Consider the following 15,739-nt stretch of genomic DNA (forward strand, 5'->3'; position numbering starts at 1 on the left):
CCCCCAAGAGTTCCGAAGACCCCATGCAGCTTTCCGATTTCGATTTCCCTCTGCCCGAGGATCTCATCGCCACGCGCCCGGCGCATCCGCGCTCCTCGGCGCGGCTGCTGGTGGCCGAGGGCGAGCGCATCACCGATGCCGTCGTGCGCGACCTCACGGACTGGCTGCGTCCCGGCGACCGGCTGGTGCTGAATGACACCAAGGTGATCCCGGCGCGGCTCTCCGGCCTGCGCCACCGCTCGAGCGCGCAGGGCGAGACCGAGGCACGGATCGAGATCACCCTGCTCGAGCCGCGCCCGGGCGGGCTCTGGGCGGCGCTGGTCAAGCCGCTGAAGAAGCTGCGCGAGGGCGAGACGGTGGTGCTGTCCGAGCGGCTTTCGGCCACGCTGGAGGCGCGCGAGGAAGGGCAGGGCCTGTTCCGCTTCAACCTGACCGGCGAGGATTTCGACGCGGCGCTGGCCGAGGCCGGGGCAATGCCGCTGCCGCCCTATATTGCCGCCAAGCGCGCCGCCGACGATCGGGACAAGGAAGACTACCAGACCGTCTGGGCGCGGACCTCGGGCGCGGTCGCGGCGCCCACCGCCTCGCTGCATTTCGACGCGCCGCTGCTGGCAGCGCTGAAGGACAGGGGCGTCGACTTCACCCATGTGACGCTGCACGTCGGCGCGGGCACCTTCCTGCCGGTGAAGGTCGATGACGTGACCACCCACAAGATGCACGGCGAATGGGGCGAGGTGACCGACAGCGCCGCCGCCGAGCTCGCCGCCACCAAGGCGGCGGGCGGGCGGGTCATCCCGGTCGGCACCACGGCGCTGCGGCTGATCGAGACCGCCGCGCGCGAGACCGGGGCCATCGCGCCCTGGACCGGCGTGACCGATATCTTCATCTACCCCGGCTTCGAATTCCACGTGGCGGATGCGCTGATGACCAACTTCCACCTGCCGAAATCGACGCTGATGATGCTGGTCGCGGCCTTCATGGGCAAGGATCGGATGGACCGCGTCTACGCCCACGCGCTGGCCGAGCGCTACCGCTTCTTCTCCTACGGCGACGCCTCGCTGCTGATCCCCTGAGCGGAGGGCGGCTGACCCGCCGACGGTTCGTGACTGCTTAACCCTCGCGGCCTATGCCGGAGGGGGAACTGTGCATGTTTTCGCGCCGTCTTGTGAATCCTCTTGCGCCGAACGCGCGGGGCAGGCAGGGCAGGGCAAACGGCGGAATCGACGCTGCGTGACACTGCGTCTATCGGACGGACATTCGAACAAGGGATCTGAGGTATGACCGAGGTTCTGAAACACTCCTGGGCGCTGCTGCTCGGGGTCATGCTGCTGATGGTCGGCAACGGCCTGCAGGGCTCGCTGCTCGGCGTGCGCGGCGGCAGCGCGGGCTTCTCGGCCTTTTCCATGTCGGTGGTCATGTCCGGCTACTTCGCCGGCTTCCTGCTGGCCTCGCGCATGACGCCGGGGATGATTCGCCGCGTCGGTCACGTGCGGGTCTTCGCCGCGCTCGGCTCGTTCATCTCGGCGGTGCTTATCCTCTACCCGGCCTTCCCGCATCCGATTATCTGGACAGTCGAGCGGATGATCATCGGCTTCTGCTACTGCGGCGTCTACGTCACCGCCGAGAGCTGGCTGAACAACGCCTCGTCCAACGAGAACCGCGGCCAGGCGCTCTCGGCCTACATGATCGTGCAGATGTTCGGCATTATCGCGGCGCAGATGCTGCTGCTGGTGCCCGACCCCTCGGGCTTCCTGCTCTTCGTGATCCCCTCGGTGCTGGTCTCCATCGCCTTCGCGCCCATTCTGCTGTCGATTACGCCGACCCCGGCCTTCGACACCACACGCCCGATGAGCCTGCGCGAGCTCTACACCGTCTCGCCGCTGGGCATGGTGGGCATGTTCCTGCTGGGCGGGGTTTTTGCCTCGCAGTTCGGCATGGCGGCGGTCTACGGCTCCGAGGCGGGGCTGAGCCTTGGCCAGATTTCGACCTTCGTCGCGGCGTTCTACGTCGGCGCGCTGGTTACCCAGTACCCGCTGGGCTGGCTGTCTGACCGGATGGACCGGCGCGTGCTGGTGGTGATCGTGGCGCTGGTCGGCGGGCTCGCGGCGGCGGCGGCGGTCAGCCTGTCGGGGCATTTCACCGTGCTTCTGGCCGCGGCCTTCCTGGTCGGCGGCGCGTCGAACCCACTCTACTCGATCCTCATCGCGCACACCAACGACTACCTCGGCACCGACCGGATGGCGGCAGGCTCGGCGGGGCTGCTGTTCATCAACGGCCTCGGCGCCATCGCCGGCCCGCTGATCTCGGGCTACGCGATGGAGACCATGGGGCCGGGCGGCTTCTTCGTGCTCATCGCGGCGCTGATGCTGGGGCTGACCGCCTATGCCGGCTGGCGCATGACGCGGCGCCCGGCGCCGGAGTCGGACGATGCCGCCAGCGTCACCGCCGTGGGTCCGGTGTCCTCGCCGGTCGCGGTCGAAGTGGCGCAGGAAGTGGCCATCGAGGCGCAGGAGGCCGCCGAGGCCGAAGCCGTGGAAGCTGCGAAGCTCGACGTTGATAGCGATCCCATCGCGCGGCGAATGCCTAAATTTTGGTCGTTGCGCAAATGAAGCAAGGATTGTCGCAATTGACAGAATTTGTGACTTCTTCTTGCGGCAGGGGCGCATGTAACCTTTCAGTGACAACGGAGCGGCACGTAAGGATGGAACGATGAAAGCCCCCGAAGACATTCTGGCATTCTGGCTCGACGAAACCGGGCCCGAGCAATGGTACAAGGCGGATGAGGCGCTGGACGCCGAGATCCGCTCCCGGTTCGAGGAGACCTGGGAGGGCGCGATGGAAGGGCGGTTCGGCCTCTGGCTGACCTATCCCAGCGGCGCCCTAGCCTACATCCTGCTGCTCGACCAGTTCTCGCGCAACATGTTCCGTGGCACGGCCAAGGCCTTCGTCGCCGACGAGATCGCGCTGGCGGCGGCCAAACAGGCGATCTGGCGCGGCTGGGATCTCAAGATCGACGAGCCCGCCCGGCAGTTCTTCTACCTGCCGCTGATGCACTCCGAGAACCTCTGCGACCAGGAACGCTGCATCCGCCTGATGAAGGAGCGGCTGCCCGAGGGCGGCGCCAGCAACCTGCTGCACGCCCGCGCGCACCGCGAGGTGATCCGCGAGTATGGCCGGTTCCCCACCCGCAACGAAGCGCTGTCGCGTGCCACCACCACGCCCGAGCACGGCTACCTGCAGGGTGGCGGCTACGGCGAGGTTCTGCGCAAGCTGCAGGCGGTCGAGGCGGCCTGAGGCCACAGTCTTCCGAGCAGTCCTCCGGGATTTGCTTCCAGGGCCCGCGCGATGCGATCGCGCGGGCCTTTTCGCAGCCCGACGCCCGGCGTCCCGCAACGGGTTGCGCATCCGGCTTCGGCCCGCCACCTTGCTCTCAGCCCGGCCATGCCCTAGCTGACCGGAGGGAAGGCGATCTTTCGCGGGTGCCGTTGAAGCCCCTTGGGAGATGGTTTAATATCAAACTAATTTGACTCGGCGGGAGAGAGCCATGGCTTCGCAAAGCTTCGACATGATCGTCATCGGTGCAGGACCCGGGGGCTATGTCGCCGCCATCCGCGGCGCGCAGCTCGGCCTGAAGGTGGCCGTGGTGGAACGCGAGCACATGGGCGGCATCTGCCTCAACTGGGGCTGCATTCCGACCAAGGCGCTGCTGCGCAGCTCGGAGATCTACCACTACATGGCACGCGCCAAGGAGTACGGGCTGACCGCCGAGAAGATCGGCTACGACCTCGACGCCGTGGTCAAGCGCTCGCGCGGCGTGGCCAAGCAGCTGAACTCCGGCGTCACCCACCTGCTGAAGAAGAACAAGATCACCGCGATCATGGGCGAGGCGACGATCCCCGCCAAGGGCAAGGTCACCGTCAAGACCGACAAGGGCACCGAGGAGCTGACCGCGAAGAACATCGTCATCGCGACCGGTGCGCGCGCCCGCGAGCTGCCCGGGCTCGAGGCCGATGGCGACTGCGTCTGGACCTACAAGCACGCGCTGGTGCCCGCGCGCATGCCCAAGAAGCTGCTGGTCATCGGCTCCGGCGCCATCGGCATCGAGTTCGCCAGCTTCTACAACACGCTCGGCGCCGACACGACGGTGGTCGAGGTCATGGATCGCATCCTGCCGGTGGAGGACGAGGAGATCTCGAAGTTCGCCAAGAAGCAGTTCGAGAAGCAGGGCATGACCATCCGCGAGAAGACCATGGTCAAGCAGCTCGACCGCGCCAAGGGCAAGGTCACCGCGCATATCGAGCAGAACGGCAAGACCACCAAGGAAGAGTTCGACACGGTGATCTCGGCGGTCGGCATCGTCGGCAACACCGAGGGGCTGGGCCTCGAGGCGCTCGGCGTGAAGGTCGAGCGCACCCACGTGGTGGTCGACAAGCATTGTCGCACCGGCATCGAGGGCGTCTATGCCATCGGCGACATCGCCGGCGCGCCCTGGCTGGCGCACAAGGCGAGCCACGAGGGCGTCATGGTGGCCGAGCTCATCGCGGGCGGGCATCCGCATGCGGTCGAGCCGTCGTCGATCGCCGGCTGCACCTACTGCCACCCGCAGGTCGCCTCGGTCGGCCTGACCGAGGCCAAGGCCAAGGATGCCGGCTACAAGATCAAGGTCGGCCGTTTCCCTTTCATCGGCAACGGCAAGGCGATCGCGCTCGGTGAGCCCGAGGGCATGATCAAGACGATCTTCGACGAGAAGACCGGCGAGCTGCTCGGCGCCCACATGGTCGGCGCGGAAGTCACCGAGCTGATTCAGGGCTACGTGGTGGGCCGCCAGCTCGAAACCACCGAGGAAGACCTGATGAACACCGTCTTCCCGCACCCGACCCTGTCCGAGATGATGCACGAAAGCGTGCTCGACGCCTGGGATCGCGCGATCCACTTCTGAGATCGCCGCAGGCTCCGGAACTCGAAAGGGCGCCCGCGAGAGGCGCCCTTTTTAATGGGGCGGCGTTTGTCGGGGGGGGGGCGTCCAGGGGCGCTGCCCCCGTCCACTGCCGCGGACTCCCCCGGGATATTTGGACCTAGAAGAATGGGGGCGGTCCGCGCTTCTTCTAGGCGGAAATATCCCGGGGGTGAATTCGCCGCAGGCGAAGAGGGGGCAGCGCCCCCCCCCGGTCGTGCAGTCAGTGCGAGAGGCGCGCGAGGAAGGCCTCGACCTTCGGCGCCAGCCAGTCCCAGAGCTTGGGCGCGCCGCTCTTGATCTTGGGGGCCATCTTGCGCTCGAAGACCGGCCAGGTGACCTTGTAGTCGACCCAGGAGCCGCCTTGGGTGACGAGGTTCATATTGGGCGGCTGGAAGCGGTCGACCGACTTGGCGAAGCGCGCATCGGGGGTCTCGTTGGCCTCGAACTCGTCCCAGAGCGCGCGCAGCGTGGCGCACTGGTCGGCGGGCAGCAGGCCGAAGAGCCGGTCGGCGGCGGCGGCTTCCTCGGCCTCCTTGGCGGCCTCGTCGACCTCGCCGAAGAACGGGTTGTCGCCGGCGTCGATCTCCACGAGGTCGTGCAGCAGCAGCATCTTGATGACCCGCTCGATGGTCACCCCCTCGGGGGCATGCTCGCCCAACACCAGCGCGAAGAGCGCCAGGTGCCAGCTGTGCTCGGCGGAGTTCTCGAAGCGGGCGCCGTCCGAGGTCTTGGTGGCGCGGGTGACCGCCGAGAGGCGGCCCGCCTCGAGCAGAAAGGCCATTTGCGCATCGAGGCGGCTGGTCTGACCGTCGAGGCTCATTCCTGCGGCTCCCCCGGTGTGCCGGTGCCGCCGGCCTTGGCGGCGTTCAGGCGTTCGACGAGGAAGGCCCGGGCCCGGCGCTCGGCGAGGCGGACGCGGATCGAGGTGAGATAGGCTTCCTCGAGCGTGGTGGAGGAGGCGCCGATGACCTTGGCCACCTCCATGAAGAAGCGATCGTCGCCGGTGAGCTTCATCACCTTGAACGTGTCCTCGGCCAGCTTGTCGGCAAGCTCATTGGTCAGGCTCATGGGCGCTCCTCTCGATGTCGCGGGATTCTGGATGTCGCGGGGTTCCGTATGGGGTCTTCGCGGGGTCACGGCCTGCCCCGGCGGGGCGGCGGAAATGCAGAGGCCGGCGCGGGGCCGGCCTCGAAGCTGTCTGTCAGCGGGTGGTTTCCGTGAGGCGGCGCTTCACGTAGCCGGTGACGCTGTCGATCATCGTCTCCATGTGCGGCTCTTCGAAGAAGTGCCCGGCCCCTTCCACCTGCTCGTGGGTGATGGTGATGCCCTTCTGCTCCTTGAGCTTGTTCACCAGCGTCGTGGTGTCCGCGGGCGGCGCCACGCGGTCGCTCGTGCCGTTGATGATCAGCCCCGAGGAGGGGCAGGGCGCGAGGAAGGAGAAGTCGTACATGTTGGCCGGCGGCGAGACCGAGACGAAGCCGGTGATCTCGGGGCGGCGCATCAACAGCTGCATGCCGATCCAGGCGCCGAAGGAGAAGCCCGCGACCCAGCAATGCTTGGAGTTGTTGTTCATCGACTGCAGGTAGTCGAGCGCCGAGGCGGCGTCGCTCAGCTCGCCGATGCCCTGGTCGTATTCCCCCTGGCTGCGCCCCACGCCACGGAAGTTGAACCGCAGCACGGTGAATCCCATGTTGTAGAAGGCGTAGTGAAGGTTATAGACGACCTTGTTGTTCATCGTCCCGCCAAACTGCGGATGCGGGTGCAGGATGATGGCAATGGGGGCGTCGTTGTCTTTCTGCGGATGATAGCGGCCTTCGAGGCGGCCTTCGGGTCCGGGAAAAATGACCTCGGGCATCGGGCGGAAGTGCTCCTGATCGGTGTGCGCGAAATTGTTGACGAAATTTCTGCGGCACTTTAGAACGTTTCTAAATCCCGTGCAGGCACGGGAGAGGGCTTGATTGCAGATATGCAATTGCCCGGTCAAGGTCAATCGGTTGGGCGCGATCGCGCCCGGGAGGCAAGCGTGAAGCTGAGCACGAAGGGACGATATGCGATGGTCGCGCTGGTCGACATCGCCCTGCAGCCCGAGGGGGACTTGGTGACGCTGGGGGATATCTCCAAGCGCCAGGACATCTCGCTGCCCTATCTCGAGCAGCTTTTCGTCAAGCTGCGGCGCGCGGGCCTGGTGGCCTCGGTGCGCGGCCCCGGCGGCGGTTACCGGCTGGCGCGCACCCCCGACGAGATCCGCGTGGTCGATATTCTCGGCGCCGTCGACGAGACGGTGGACGCGATGCATAAGGGCGCGGGCGCCTCGGGCGGCGCCTCGGGCAGCCGCGCGCAGTCGCTGTCGAACCGGCTCTGGCAGTCGCTCTCGGCGCATGTCTACGTCTACCTGCACCAGGCGCGGCTCTCGGACGTGGTGAGCAACGCGCTGGCGCCCTGTCCGGCGGTGCCCTCGCTCTTCGCCATCGTCGACGAGCCGGTGTCCGAGGAGGAGTGCGAGGACGTCTTCTCCGACGAGGCGTGAGCCCGGCGCACAGCGCGGTACGAAACTTTTGGAAGATAAAAGAGGGGGCGGCGTGACGCGGGCCTATCTCGACTGGAATGCCACGGCGCCGCTCCGCCCCGAGGCGAAGGACGCGATGATCGCGGCGATGGACGTGGTGGGAAACCCCTCTTCGGTCCATGCCGAGGGGCGCGCGGCGAAGGGGCTGATGGAAGCCGCGCGGGCGCAGGTGGCCTCGGCGCTGGGGGCGGACGGGGCCGACGTGGTCTTCGTCTCCGGCGCCACCGAGGCGGCGGCGCTGGCCTGTGCCGGGCGCGGGCTGCACGGTGCGGACATCGAGCACGACGCCATGGCGGCCTGGCTGACCTGCGATCTGCCGGTGGACGGGCAGGGGCGCGTCACGGTCGCCGAGCCGGCGATGACCGCGCTGCAGGCGGCGAACTCCGAGACCGGCGTCTTGCAGGAGCTGCCGCAGGGGCTGGCCGTGGTCGATGCCACGCAGGTCTTCGGCAAGCTCCCCTTCGCCTTCAACTGGTCCGGCGCGCAGATGGCCATCGTCTCGGCGCACAAGCTGGGCGGGCCAAAGGGAATCGGTGCGCTGGTGATGAAGCGCGGCACCGACCTTCCACCGCAGATGAAGGGCGGCGGCCAGGAGATGGGTCGGCGGGCCGGCACCGAGAACCTGATCGGCATAGCGGGTTTTGGCGCAGCCGCAGAGGCTGCCGCGCGCGATCTGGCCGATGACGTATGGACAGGAATCGAAAAACTTAGAACTATTCTAGAGAACGCTATTGCGGCTGCCGCTCCAGAGACTATTTTTGTCGGGAATGGTGCGCCGCGCCTGCCGAACACCTCTTGCTTCGCTCTGCCGGGCTGGAAGGGCGAGACGCAGGTGATGCAGATGGATCTCGCCGGCTTCGCGATCTCGGCGGGGTCGGCCTGTTCCAGCGGCAAGGTCCGCGCCTCCCGCGTGCTGCGGGCAATGGGATTTGACGACGATGTGGCCGGCAGCGCGATCCGCGTGAGCCTTGGCCCGACGACACGGGAAGAGGACGTGCTGCGCTTCGCCGAAGCCTGGGCACGTCAGTATCGGAAGAAATACGCGCCGGGGCTCTGAGCCAGGCGGCAACCGGAAACGCAGGGCGGCGCATGGCGCGTGCCCCGGGACGACAGGAGATAAAGGCTGATGGCAGCTTTTGACAACATCACCGTGAAAGAGGGTGTCGAGAAGGAGACCGTGGATGCGGTCGAGGCCGTCTCGACCTACAAATACGGCTGGGACACCGACATCGAGATGGAATACGCGCCGATGGGCCTCAACGAGGACATCGTGCGTCTGATCTCGGAAAAGAACGAAGAGCCCGAGTGGATGACCGACTGGCGTCTCGAGGCCTTCCGCCGCTGGCTGCAGAAGGAAGAGCCGACCTGGGCGATGGTCGACTATCCCAAGATCGACTTCCAGAAGCAGTACTACTACGCGCGTCCCAAGAGCATGGAGACCAAGCCCAAGTCGCTGGACGAGGTCGATCCGAAGCTGCTCGCCACCTATGAAAAGCTCGGCATCCCGCTCAAGGAGCAGATGATCCTCGCCGGTGTCGAGGGCGCCGAGAACGCCGCCCCCGCCGACGTGGGCAAGGACGCCGTCTCCGAGCTGTCCGAGACCGCCAGCTCGGGCCGCAAGGTCGCCGTCGACGCGGTCTTCGACTCGGTCTCGGTGGGCACCACCTTCCAGAAGGAACTGGAGAAGGCGGGCGTGATCTTCTGCTCGATCTCCGAGGCGATCAAGAAGCACCCCGAACTGGTCAAGAAGTACCTCGGCTCGGTCGTGCCGGTGTCGGACAACTTCTACGCCACGCTGAACTCGGCGGTCTTCTCGGATGGCTCCTTCGTCTACGTGCCGCCGGGCGTGCGCTGCCCGATGGAACTGTCGACCTACTTCCGGATCAACGCCGAGAACACCGGCCAGTTCGAGCGGACGCTGATCATCGCGGACAAGGGCTCCTACGTGTCCTACCTCGAGGGCTGCACCGCGCCGAAGCGTGACACCGCGCAACTGCACGCGGCCGTGGTCGAGATCATCGTCGAGGAAGACGCCGAGGTGAAATACTCGACGGTCCAGAACTGGTTCCCCGGCGACGAGGAAGGCAAGGGCGGCATCTACAACTTCGTCACCAAGCGGGCCGATTGCCGCGGCGACCGTGCCAAGGTGATGTGGACGCAGGTGGAAACCGGCTCGGCCGTGACCTGGAAATACCCGTCGTGCATCCTGCGCGGCAACGAAAGCCAGGGCGAGTTCTACTCGATCGCCATCGCCAACAACCACCAGCAGGCCGACACCGGCACCAAGATGATCCACCTTGGCAAGGACACCAAGAGCCGGATCGTCTCGAAGGGCATCTCGGCGGGCGTGGCGCAGAACACCTATCGCGGTCTGGTGTCGATGCACCCGAAGGCGAAGAACTCGCGCAACTACACGCAGTGCGACTCGCTTCTGATCGGCGACAAGTGCGGGGCCCACACGGTTCCCTACATCGAGGTGAAGAACAATTCCTCGCGCTGCGAGCACGAGGCGACCACCTCGAAGGTGGACGACGAGCAGCTCTTCTACTGCCGCCAGCGCGGTATGGACGAGGAAGAGGCGGTGGCCCTGGTGGTCAACGGCTTCTGCAAGGAAGTGCTGCAGGCGCTGCCCATGGAGTTCGCCATGGAAGCCCAGCAGCTTGTTGCCATCTCGCTCGAAGGCTCGGTGGGCTAAGGCCCGCCGCGAAGGAGACGTCCGATGCTGCAACAGCTGGTCATGGACTCTGCCGGGGCGGCGGTCGGCGTCTTTCTCGGCGTGCTGATCGGGCTCGGCATGCGCAAGCGCAAGGGCAACACCGAGGGGCTTCTGGCCGACTCGGTGCTGCTCACCGCAAGCGCCGCCGCCGGGCTCGCGCTCGTTGTCATGATGGCCTTCCGCTACTTCCTGTACTGAGGTCCGGCCGATGATCGTCACCACCACGCCAAACGTCGAAGGCCACCGCATCACGTCCTACAAGGGCGTGGTCGTGGGCGAGGCGATCATGGGGGCCAACGTGGTGCGCGATCTCTTCGCCCGGGTCACCGATGTCATCGGCGGGCGCTCCGGCGCCTACGAGGCCAAGCTGCAGGATGCCCGCGACGTGGCGTTCCGCGAGCTCAAGGAGCGTGCCATCGCGCTCGGGGCGAACGCGGTGGTCGGTGTCGACCTCGACTACGAGGTGGTGGGGGACTCGATGCTCATGGTCTCGGTGTCGGGAACGGCGGTGGTGATCACGCCATGACCGCGCTGCTGACCCGGCCCGAGCTGACCCTGCCCGAGGCGGAGGCGTCGCTGTTGCGCGCCGAATACGCGCGGGCCGAGGTGATCCTCGAGTACGGCTCGGGCGGCTCGACCGTTCTGGCCGGCGAGATGCTCGGCAAGACCGTGTTCTCGGTCGAGTCGGACAGGGACTGGGCGCAGATGATGCGCCGCTGGTTCGCCGAAACCCCGCCCGCAGCGGGGACCGAGGTGGACGTCATCTGGTCCGACATCGGGCCGACCAAGCAATGGGGCCACCCGGTCGACGAGATCGAGTGGCGCAGCTTCCCGGAGTACCCGCTGAAGGTCTGGGAGCTGCCCGAGTTCCGCCAGCCGGGCGTGGTGCTGGTGGATGGCCGTTTTCGCGAGGGCTGCGCGCTTGCCGCCGCCTTCCTGACCGAGAAACCACTGGTGCTGCTCTTCGACGACTACGCGCCGCGGCACCACTATCACAAGGTCGAGCACTGGCTCGGCCGACCGCAAATGACCGGCCGCATGGCCCGGTTCGAGATCGTCCCTCAGGCCTTCCCGGTGAAGGATCTGCTGCGGATCATGAAACTGACCGTGCGGCCCTGACCGCACCCCCAAGGAGGGAAACCTATGCTGGAAATCAAGAACCTTCAGGTGAAGCTGGAAGAAGAGGACAAGCAGATCCTCAAGGGTGTGGACCTGACCGTGGAGCCGGGCAAGGTGCACGCGATCATGGGCCCGAACGGTTCGGGCAAGTCGACCCTGTCCTATGTCCTGTCGGGCAAGGACGGCTACGAGGTGACCGGCGGCGAAGCCACCCTCGAAGGCGAGGACATCCTCGAGATGGAGCCCGAAGAGCGCGCCGCGGCGGGCCTCTTCCTGGCGTTCCAGTACCCGGTGGAAATCCCCGGCGTCGGCAACATGACCTTCCTGCGCACCGCGGTGAACGCACAGCGCAAGGCGCGCGGCCAGGAAGAGATGTCCTCGACGGAGTTCCTCAAGGTCGTGCGCGAGAAGGCCAAGTCGCTGAAGATCGACGCCGAGATGCTCAAGCGCCCGGTCAACGTCGGCTTCTCCGGCGGTGAGAAGAAGCGCAACGAGATCCTGCAGATGGCGATGCTCGAGCCGAAGATGTGCATCCTCGACGAGACCGACTCCGGCCTCGACGTCGACGCCATGAAGCTCGTCGCCGACGGCGTGAACGCGCTGCGCGGCGAGGGCCGCTCCTTCCTGGTGATCACCCACTACCAGCGCCTGCTCGACCACATCAAACCGGACGTGGTGCACATCATGTCGAACGGCCGCATCATCAAGACCGGCGGCCCGGAGCTGGCGCTCGAGGTCGAGCACAACGGCTACGCAGACCTGATCGAGGAGCAGGCGTAATGGCACTTCCCCAAGTCAAGCAGACCGCGACCGACGCGCGGCTGGCCGCGCTCAGCCTGCCCGAGGGCGGCTGGTCGCGCCCGGCCCGCGAGGCGGCGCTGGCGCGGGTGCAGGCCATGGGCCTGCCCGGTGCCCGCGACGAGTACTGGAAATACACCCGCCCCGACACGCTGACCGCGGTCGAGCCGACCTCTGCCGCCGTGCTCGAGGTCGGTGACGAAGCGCCGGTCTTCGGCGCGCGCGACCGCCTCAAGGTGGTTTTCGTCGACGGCGTGTTCAGCGCCGAGGAGTCCGATGACCTCGCCCTCGAGGGGCTGACCATCGAGCGTCTCGCCGAGGCCTCGGACATCCACTGGGCCAAGGACCTCTACGGCACGCTGGAAGCCAACGGCCAGACCCCGGTCGAGCGCCCGCTCGCCGCGCTCAACACCGCCTTCGCGACCGACGGCCTGCTGATCCGCGTGACCGGCAAGGTCGCCAAGCCCGTGCACCTGCTCTATCGCCACGAGAGCGACAGCTCCGACGCGATCCTGCATCACGTGGTGAAGGTCGAGGAGGGCGGCGACGTCACGCTGCTCGAATCCGGTCCCGCCGCCGCGCGCTTCAACAAGGTGATGGAAGTCGACGTCGCCGACGGCGCGGGCTTCCACCACGTGCGCGTCCAGGGCCGCGACCACGAGCGCCGCGCCGCGACGCATATCTTCGGCCGTCTCGGCACCGAGAGCACGCTGAAGACCTTCACTCTCACGGTGAACGGCGTGCTGACCCGCAACGAGGCGGTGATCGAGCTGACCGGCGACGATGCCGCGGTGCATGTCGCGGGCGCCTGCATGGGGGACGGCGATTTCCACCACGACGACACGGTCTTCATCACCCATGACGCCGTGAACTGCGAAAGCCGGCAGATCTTCAAGAAGGTGCTGCGCAACGGCGCGACCGGCGTGTTCCAGGGCAAGATCCTGGTCAAGCCGGACGCACAGAAGACCGACGGCTACCAGATCAGCCAGTCGCTGCTGCTCGACGAGGACAGCCAGTTCCTCGCCAAGCCGGAGCTCGAGATCTACGCCGACGACGTGGCCTGCTCGCACGGTTCGACCTCGGGCGCGATCGACGAGGAGGGTCTCTTTTACCTGCGCGCCCGCGGCGTGCCGCGCGGCATCGCCGAGGACCTGCTGACCATCGCCTTCATCGCCGAGGCGGTGCAGGAGGTCGAGGACGAGAGCATCCAGGAAGAGATCAACGAGCTGGTCGCGGCCTGGCTGGGCCGTCGCCGCGACTGATGTCGCTCTCGCGCGAGATCGTCGCCACCTACCGGGGGCCGGGCGCGGTGCTGCGCCGCCTGCTGTCGCAGGGCCCCCGCGAGGACCGGGCGCTGATGTTCGTCATGGCAGCCTGCGCGATGTTCTTCGTCGCGCAGATGCCAGCGCTCGCGCGGCAGGCGCATCTCGAGGCCACCGAGCTCAATCCGCTCATGGGCGCCTCGCTGCTGGCCTGCATGGTGATCCTGCCGCTTGCGCTCTACGTGCTGGCGGCGCTGAGCCACCTGGTGGCGAAGCTCTTCCGGGGCCGGGGCACCGGCTACGGCGCGCGGCTGGCGCTGTTCTGGGCGCTGCTGGCGGCGAGCCCGCTGGTGCTGCTCAACGGTCTGGTCGCGGGGTTTGTCGGCGAGGGCGTGCAGCTTTCGCTGGTGGGCCTGCTGTGGTTCCTGGTGTTTCTCTGGTTCTGGATCAGCGGCCTGCGGGTCGCCGAATGGCCCGGGGCGCAGATTGCCGGACGGCCCGCCGCATGACCGTGGCGGGTTTCCTGTCTCTGGCCTGGCAGACCGTGGTTGCCCCGCGCGAGGTGGCGCGGGTGCTGCTGGACCTGCGCCTGTCGCGCGAGGCGCTGCTGACCGGCTTCGGGCTGGTGGTGGTGCTGAACGCGCTGCTCGTCGGGCTGATGCAGCTCGGCGGCGAGCTTGGCGCCATGGGCGGGCTGATGATGCCGGTGCCCATGGGGCTGCTGCTGGCGGGAATGCTGGCGGGCACCATCGCCGCGCTGACCTGGGCCGGGCGCAGTTTCGGCGGCACAGCGCGGGTCGAGGAGATCGCCGTGCTGCTGATCTGGCTGCAGGGCCTGCGCGCGCTGGCGCAGCTCGGCGTGGCGCTGGTCGGGCTGGTCTCGGGCGGGCTGGCGGTGCTGCTGGTGCTGGCGGCGCTGCTCGCCGGGCTGTGGATCCTGGTGAATTTCCTCGATGTGGCGCATGGCTTCGGCAGCCCTTTAAAGGCGCTGCTGGTGCTGATACTCGCGACCATGGCGCTGGCCGTGGCGCTGATGATGATCCTCTCCCTGCTGGGAGCGGGCCCGAACGGGATGGCGAGCTATGTATGACGTGAAAAAAATCCGCGAAGACTTTCCGATCCTCGCCCGCGAGGTGAACGGCAAGCCGCTGACCTATCTCGACAACGGTGCCTCGGCGCAGAAGCCGCAGGTGGTGATCGACGCGGTGACCCGCGGCTACGCCGAGGAATATTCCAACGTCCACCGCGGGCTGCACTACCTGTCGAACCTCGCCACCGAGAAATACGAGGGCGTGCGCGGCACCATCGCGCGCTTCCTCGGCGCGAAGGACGAGGAGGAGGTGGTCTTCACCAACGGCTCGACCATGGGCATCAATCTCGTCGCCTACGGCTGGGCCATGCCGCGCATGGAGGCCGGGGACGAGATCATCCTTTCGGTCATGGAGCACCACGCCAATATCGTGCCCTGGCACTTCCTGCGCGAGCGGCAGGGCGTGGTGATCAAATGGGTCGACGTGGACGCCACCGGCGCGCTCGACCCGCAGGCGGTGCTGGATGCGATCACGCCGAAGACCAAGCTGATCGCCGTCACGCAGGTGTCGAACGTGCTGGGCACCGTGGTCGACATCAAGACCATCGCCGCGGGCGCGCGCGAGAAGGGCGTGCCGGTGCTGGTCGACGGCTCGCAGGGCGCCGTGCACATGCCGGTGGATGTCGAGGATCTCGGCTGCGACTTCTACGCCATCACCGGCCACAAGCTCTACGGCCCCTCGGGCTCGGGCGCGATCTGGATCCGAAAGGACCGTCAGGCCGAGATGCAGCCCTTCCTCGGCGGCGGCGACATGATCCGCGAGGTCCACAAGGACAGCATCACCTATGCCGAGCCGCCGATGAAGTTCGAGGCCGGCACCCCCGGCATCGTGCAGCAGATCGGCCTCGGCGTGGCGCTCGAATACATGATGGACCTCGGCATGGAGAACATCGCCGCGCATGAGGCCAAGCTCGCCAGCTATGCCGCCTCGAAGCTGCAGGGGCTGAACTGGCTCAACGTGCAGGGCACCACGCCGGACAAGGCGGCGATCTTTTCCTTCACCCTCGACGGCGCGGCGCATGCCCATGACATCTCGACGATCCTCGACAAGAAGGGCGTCGCGGTGCGCGCGGGCCACCATTGCGCCGGCCCGCTGATGGATCACCTCGGCGTCTCGGCCACCTGCCGGGCGTCCTTCGGGCTCTACAACACCGAGGCCGAGGTCGACACGCTGGTCGAGGCGTTGGAACTGGCGCACGAGCTCTTCGCCTGAGCCTTTGCCGGGTGTCGC

At 67.0% G+C, this 15,739-nt stretch carries 18 protein-coding genes; 15 read left to right on the forward strand and 3 right to left on the reverse strand.

Annotated features, from left to right (window positions below):
* The first annotated feature begins 23 nt into the window (after positions 1–23).
* The 4 genes from queA to lpdA all read left to right on the forward strand — a co-directional run bounded on the left by queA (position 24) and on the right by lpdA (position 4,939).
* Complete coding sequence (gene queA, locus LC039_RS00660; RefSeq protein WP_226621133.1) at positions 24–1,073, forward strand: tRNA preQ1(34) S-adenosylmethionine ribosyltransferase-isomerase QueA; 1,050 nt, start codon at positions 24–26, stop codon at positions 1,071–1,073.
* Positions 1,074–1,277: 204 nt separating this feature from the next.
* Positions 1,278–2,609, forward strand: a complete 1,332-nt coding sequence (locus LC039_RS00665) for an MFS transporter (RefSeq protein ID WP_226621134.1) — start codon at positions 1,278–1,280, stop codon at positions 2,607–2,609.
* A 100-nt stretch (positions 2,610–2,709) separates the two neighbouring features.
* Positions 2,710–3,294 carry a DUF924 family protein gene (locus LC039_RS00670; RefSeq protein ID WP_226621135.1) on the forward strand — a complete coding sequence of 195 codons (585 nt, stop codon included), beginning with the start codon at positions 2,710–2,712 and terminating at the stop codon, positions 3,292–3,294.
* 250 nt (positions 3,295–3,544) lie between these two features.
* Positions 3,545–4,939 (forward strand): dihydrolipoyl dehydrogenase, encoded by a 1,395-nt coding sequence (gene lpdA / locus LC039_RS00675; RefSeq protein ID WP_226621136.1) that lies wholly within the window; start codon positions 3,545–3,547, stop codon positions 4,937–4,939.
* A 238-nt stretch (positions 4,940–5,177) separates the two neighbouring features.
* Here lpdA and LC039_RS00680 read toward each other — a convergent pair whose 3' ends face one another.
* The 3 genes from LC039_RS00680 to LC039_RS00690 all read right to left on the reverse strand — a co-directional run bounded on the left by LC039_RS00680 (position 5,178) and on the right by LC039_RS00690 (position 6,812).
* Entirely contained in the window at positions 5,178–5,777 is a 600-nt protein-coding gene (locus LC039_RS00680) for an HD domain-containing protein (RefSeq protein ID WP_226621137.1), read from the reverse strand.
* On the reverse strand, positions 5,774–6,025 hold the full coding sequence (locus tag LC039_RS00685; protein ID WP_226621138.1) for a hypothetical protein: 252 nt from the start codon (positions 6,023–6,025) through the stop codon (positions 5,774–5,776). The genes LC039_RS00680 and LC039_RS00685 overlap by 4 nt, the downstream gene beginning before the upstream one ends.
* Before the next feature lie 133 nt (positions 6,026–6,158).
* Complete coding sequence (locus LC039_RS00690) at positions 6,159–6,812, reverse strand: alpha/beta hydrolase (protein WP_226621139.1); 654 nt, start codon at positions 6,810–6,812, stop codon at positions 6,159–6,161.
* 168 nt (positions 6,813–6,980) lie between these two features.
* On the opposite strand from LC039_RS00690, the gene LC039_RS00695 reads away from it, so the two are divergent.
* The 11 genes from LC039_RS00695 to LC039_RS00745 all read left to right on the forward strand — a co-directional run bounded on the left by LC039_RS00695 (position 6,981) and on the right by LC039_RS00745 (position 15,721).
* Entirely contained in the window at positions 6,981–7,484 is a 504-nt protein-coding gene (locus LC039_RS00695) for an Rrf2 family transcriptional regulator (protein WP_226621140.1), read from the forward strand.
* A gap of 52 nt (positions 7,485–7,536) precedes the next feature.
* Positions 7,537–8,580, forward strand: coding sequence for a cysteine desulfurase family protein (locus LC039_RS00700; RefSeq protein WP_226621141.1), 1,044 nt, complete (start codon positions 7,537–7,539; stop codon positions 8,578–8,580).
* A gap of 69 nt (positions 8,581–8,649) precedes the next feature.
* Entirely contained in the window at positions 8,650–10,218 is a 1,569-nt protein-coding gene (gene sufB, locus LC039_RS00705; RefSeq protein ID WP_226621142.1) for a Fe-S cluster assembly protein SufB, read from the forward strand.
* Positions 10,219–10,242: 24 nt separating this feature from the next.
* Positions 10,243–10,437, forward strand: a complete 195-nt coding sequence (locus LC039_RS00710; RefSeq protein WP_226621143.1) for a hypothetical protein — start codon at positions 10,243–10,245, stop codon at positions 10,435–10,437.
* Between the two features lie 10 nt (positions 10,438–10,447).
* The gene (locus LC039_RS00715) at positions 10,448–10,765 is read left to right on the forward strand and encodes a heavy metal-binding domain-containing protein (protein ID WP_226621144.1); all 318 of its coding nucleotides are present in this window, start codon (positions 10,448–10,450) and stop codon (positions 10,763–10,765) included.
* Positions 10,762–11,358: a hypothetical protein gene (locus tag LC039_RS00720; protein ID WP_226621145.1), complete on the forward strand. Its 597-nt coding sequence runs from the start codon at positions 10,762–10,764 to the stop codon at positions 11,356–11,358. The genes LC039_RS00715 and LC039_RS00720 overlap by 4 nt, the downstream gene beginning before the upstream one ends.
* A 24-nt stretch (positions 11,359–11,382) precedes the next feature.
* On the forward strand, positions 11,383–12,138 hold the full coding sequence (sufC, locus tag LC039_RS00725; RefSeq protein WP_226621146.1) for a Fe-S cluster assembly ATPase SufC: 756 nt from the start codon (positions 11,383–11,385) through the stop codon (positions 12,136–12,138).
* Positions 12,138–13,418, forward strand: a complete 1,281-nt coding sequence (locus LC039_RS00730) for a SufB/SufD family protein (protein WP_226621147.1) — start codon at positions 12,138–12,140, stop codon at positions 13,416–13,418. Before sufC ends, LC039_RS00730 begins: the two co-directional genes overlap by 1 nt.
* Positions 13,418–13,927: a YIP1 family protein gene (locus tag LC039_RS00735; RefSeq protein WP_226621148.1), complete on the forward strand. Its 510-nt coding sequence runs from the start codon at positions 13,418–13,420 to the stop codon at positions 13,925–13,927. The genes LC039_RS00730 and LC039_RS00735 overlap by 1 nt, the downstream gene beginning before the upstream one ends.
* Positions 13,924–14,508: a YIP1 family protein gene (locus LC039_RS00740; protein WP_226621149.1), complete on the forward strand. Its 585-nt coding sequence runs from the start codon at positions 13,924–13,926 to the stop codon at positions 14,506–14,508. The genes LC039_RS00735 and LC039_RS00740 overlap by 4 nt, the downstream gene beginning before the upstream one ends.
* Positions 14,501–15,721, forward strand: coding sequence for a cysteine desulfurase (locus tag LC039_RS00745; RefSeq protein ID WP_226621150.1), 1,221 nt, complete (start codon positions 14,501–14,503; stop codon positions 15,719–15,721). Before LC039_RS00740 ends, LC039_RS00745 begins: the two co-directional genes overlap by 8 nt.
* The last annotated feature ends 18 nt before the right edge of the window (positions 15,722–15,739 follow it).

It is taken from the genome of Alloyangia pacifica (assembly GCF_020524285.1).
Lineage (GTDB): Bacteria > Pseudomonadota > Alphaproteobacteria > Rhodobacterales > Rhodobacteraceae > Salipiger > Salipiger pacificus_B.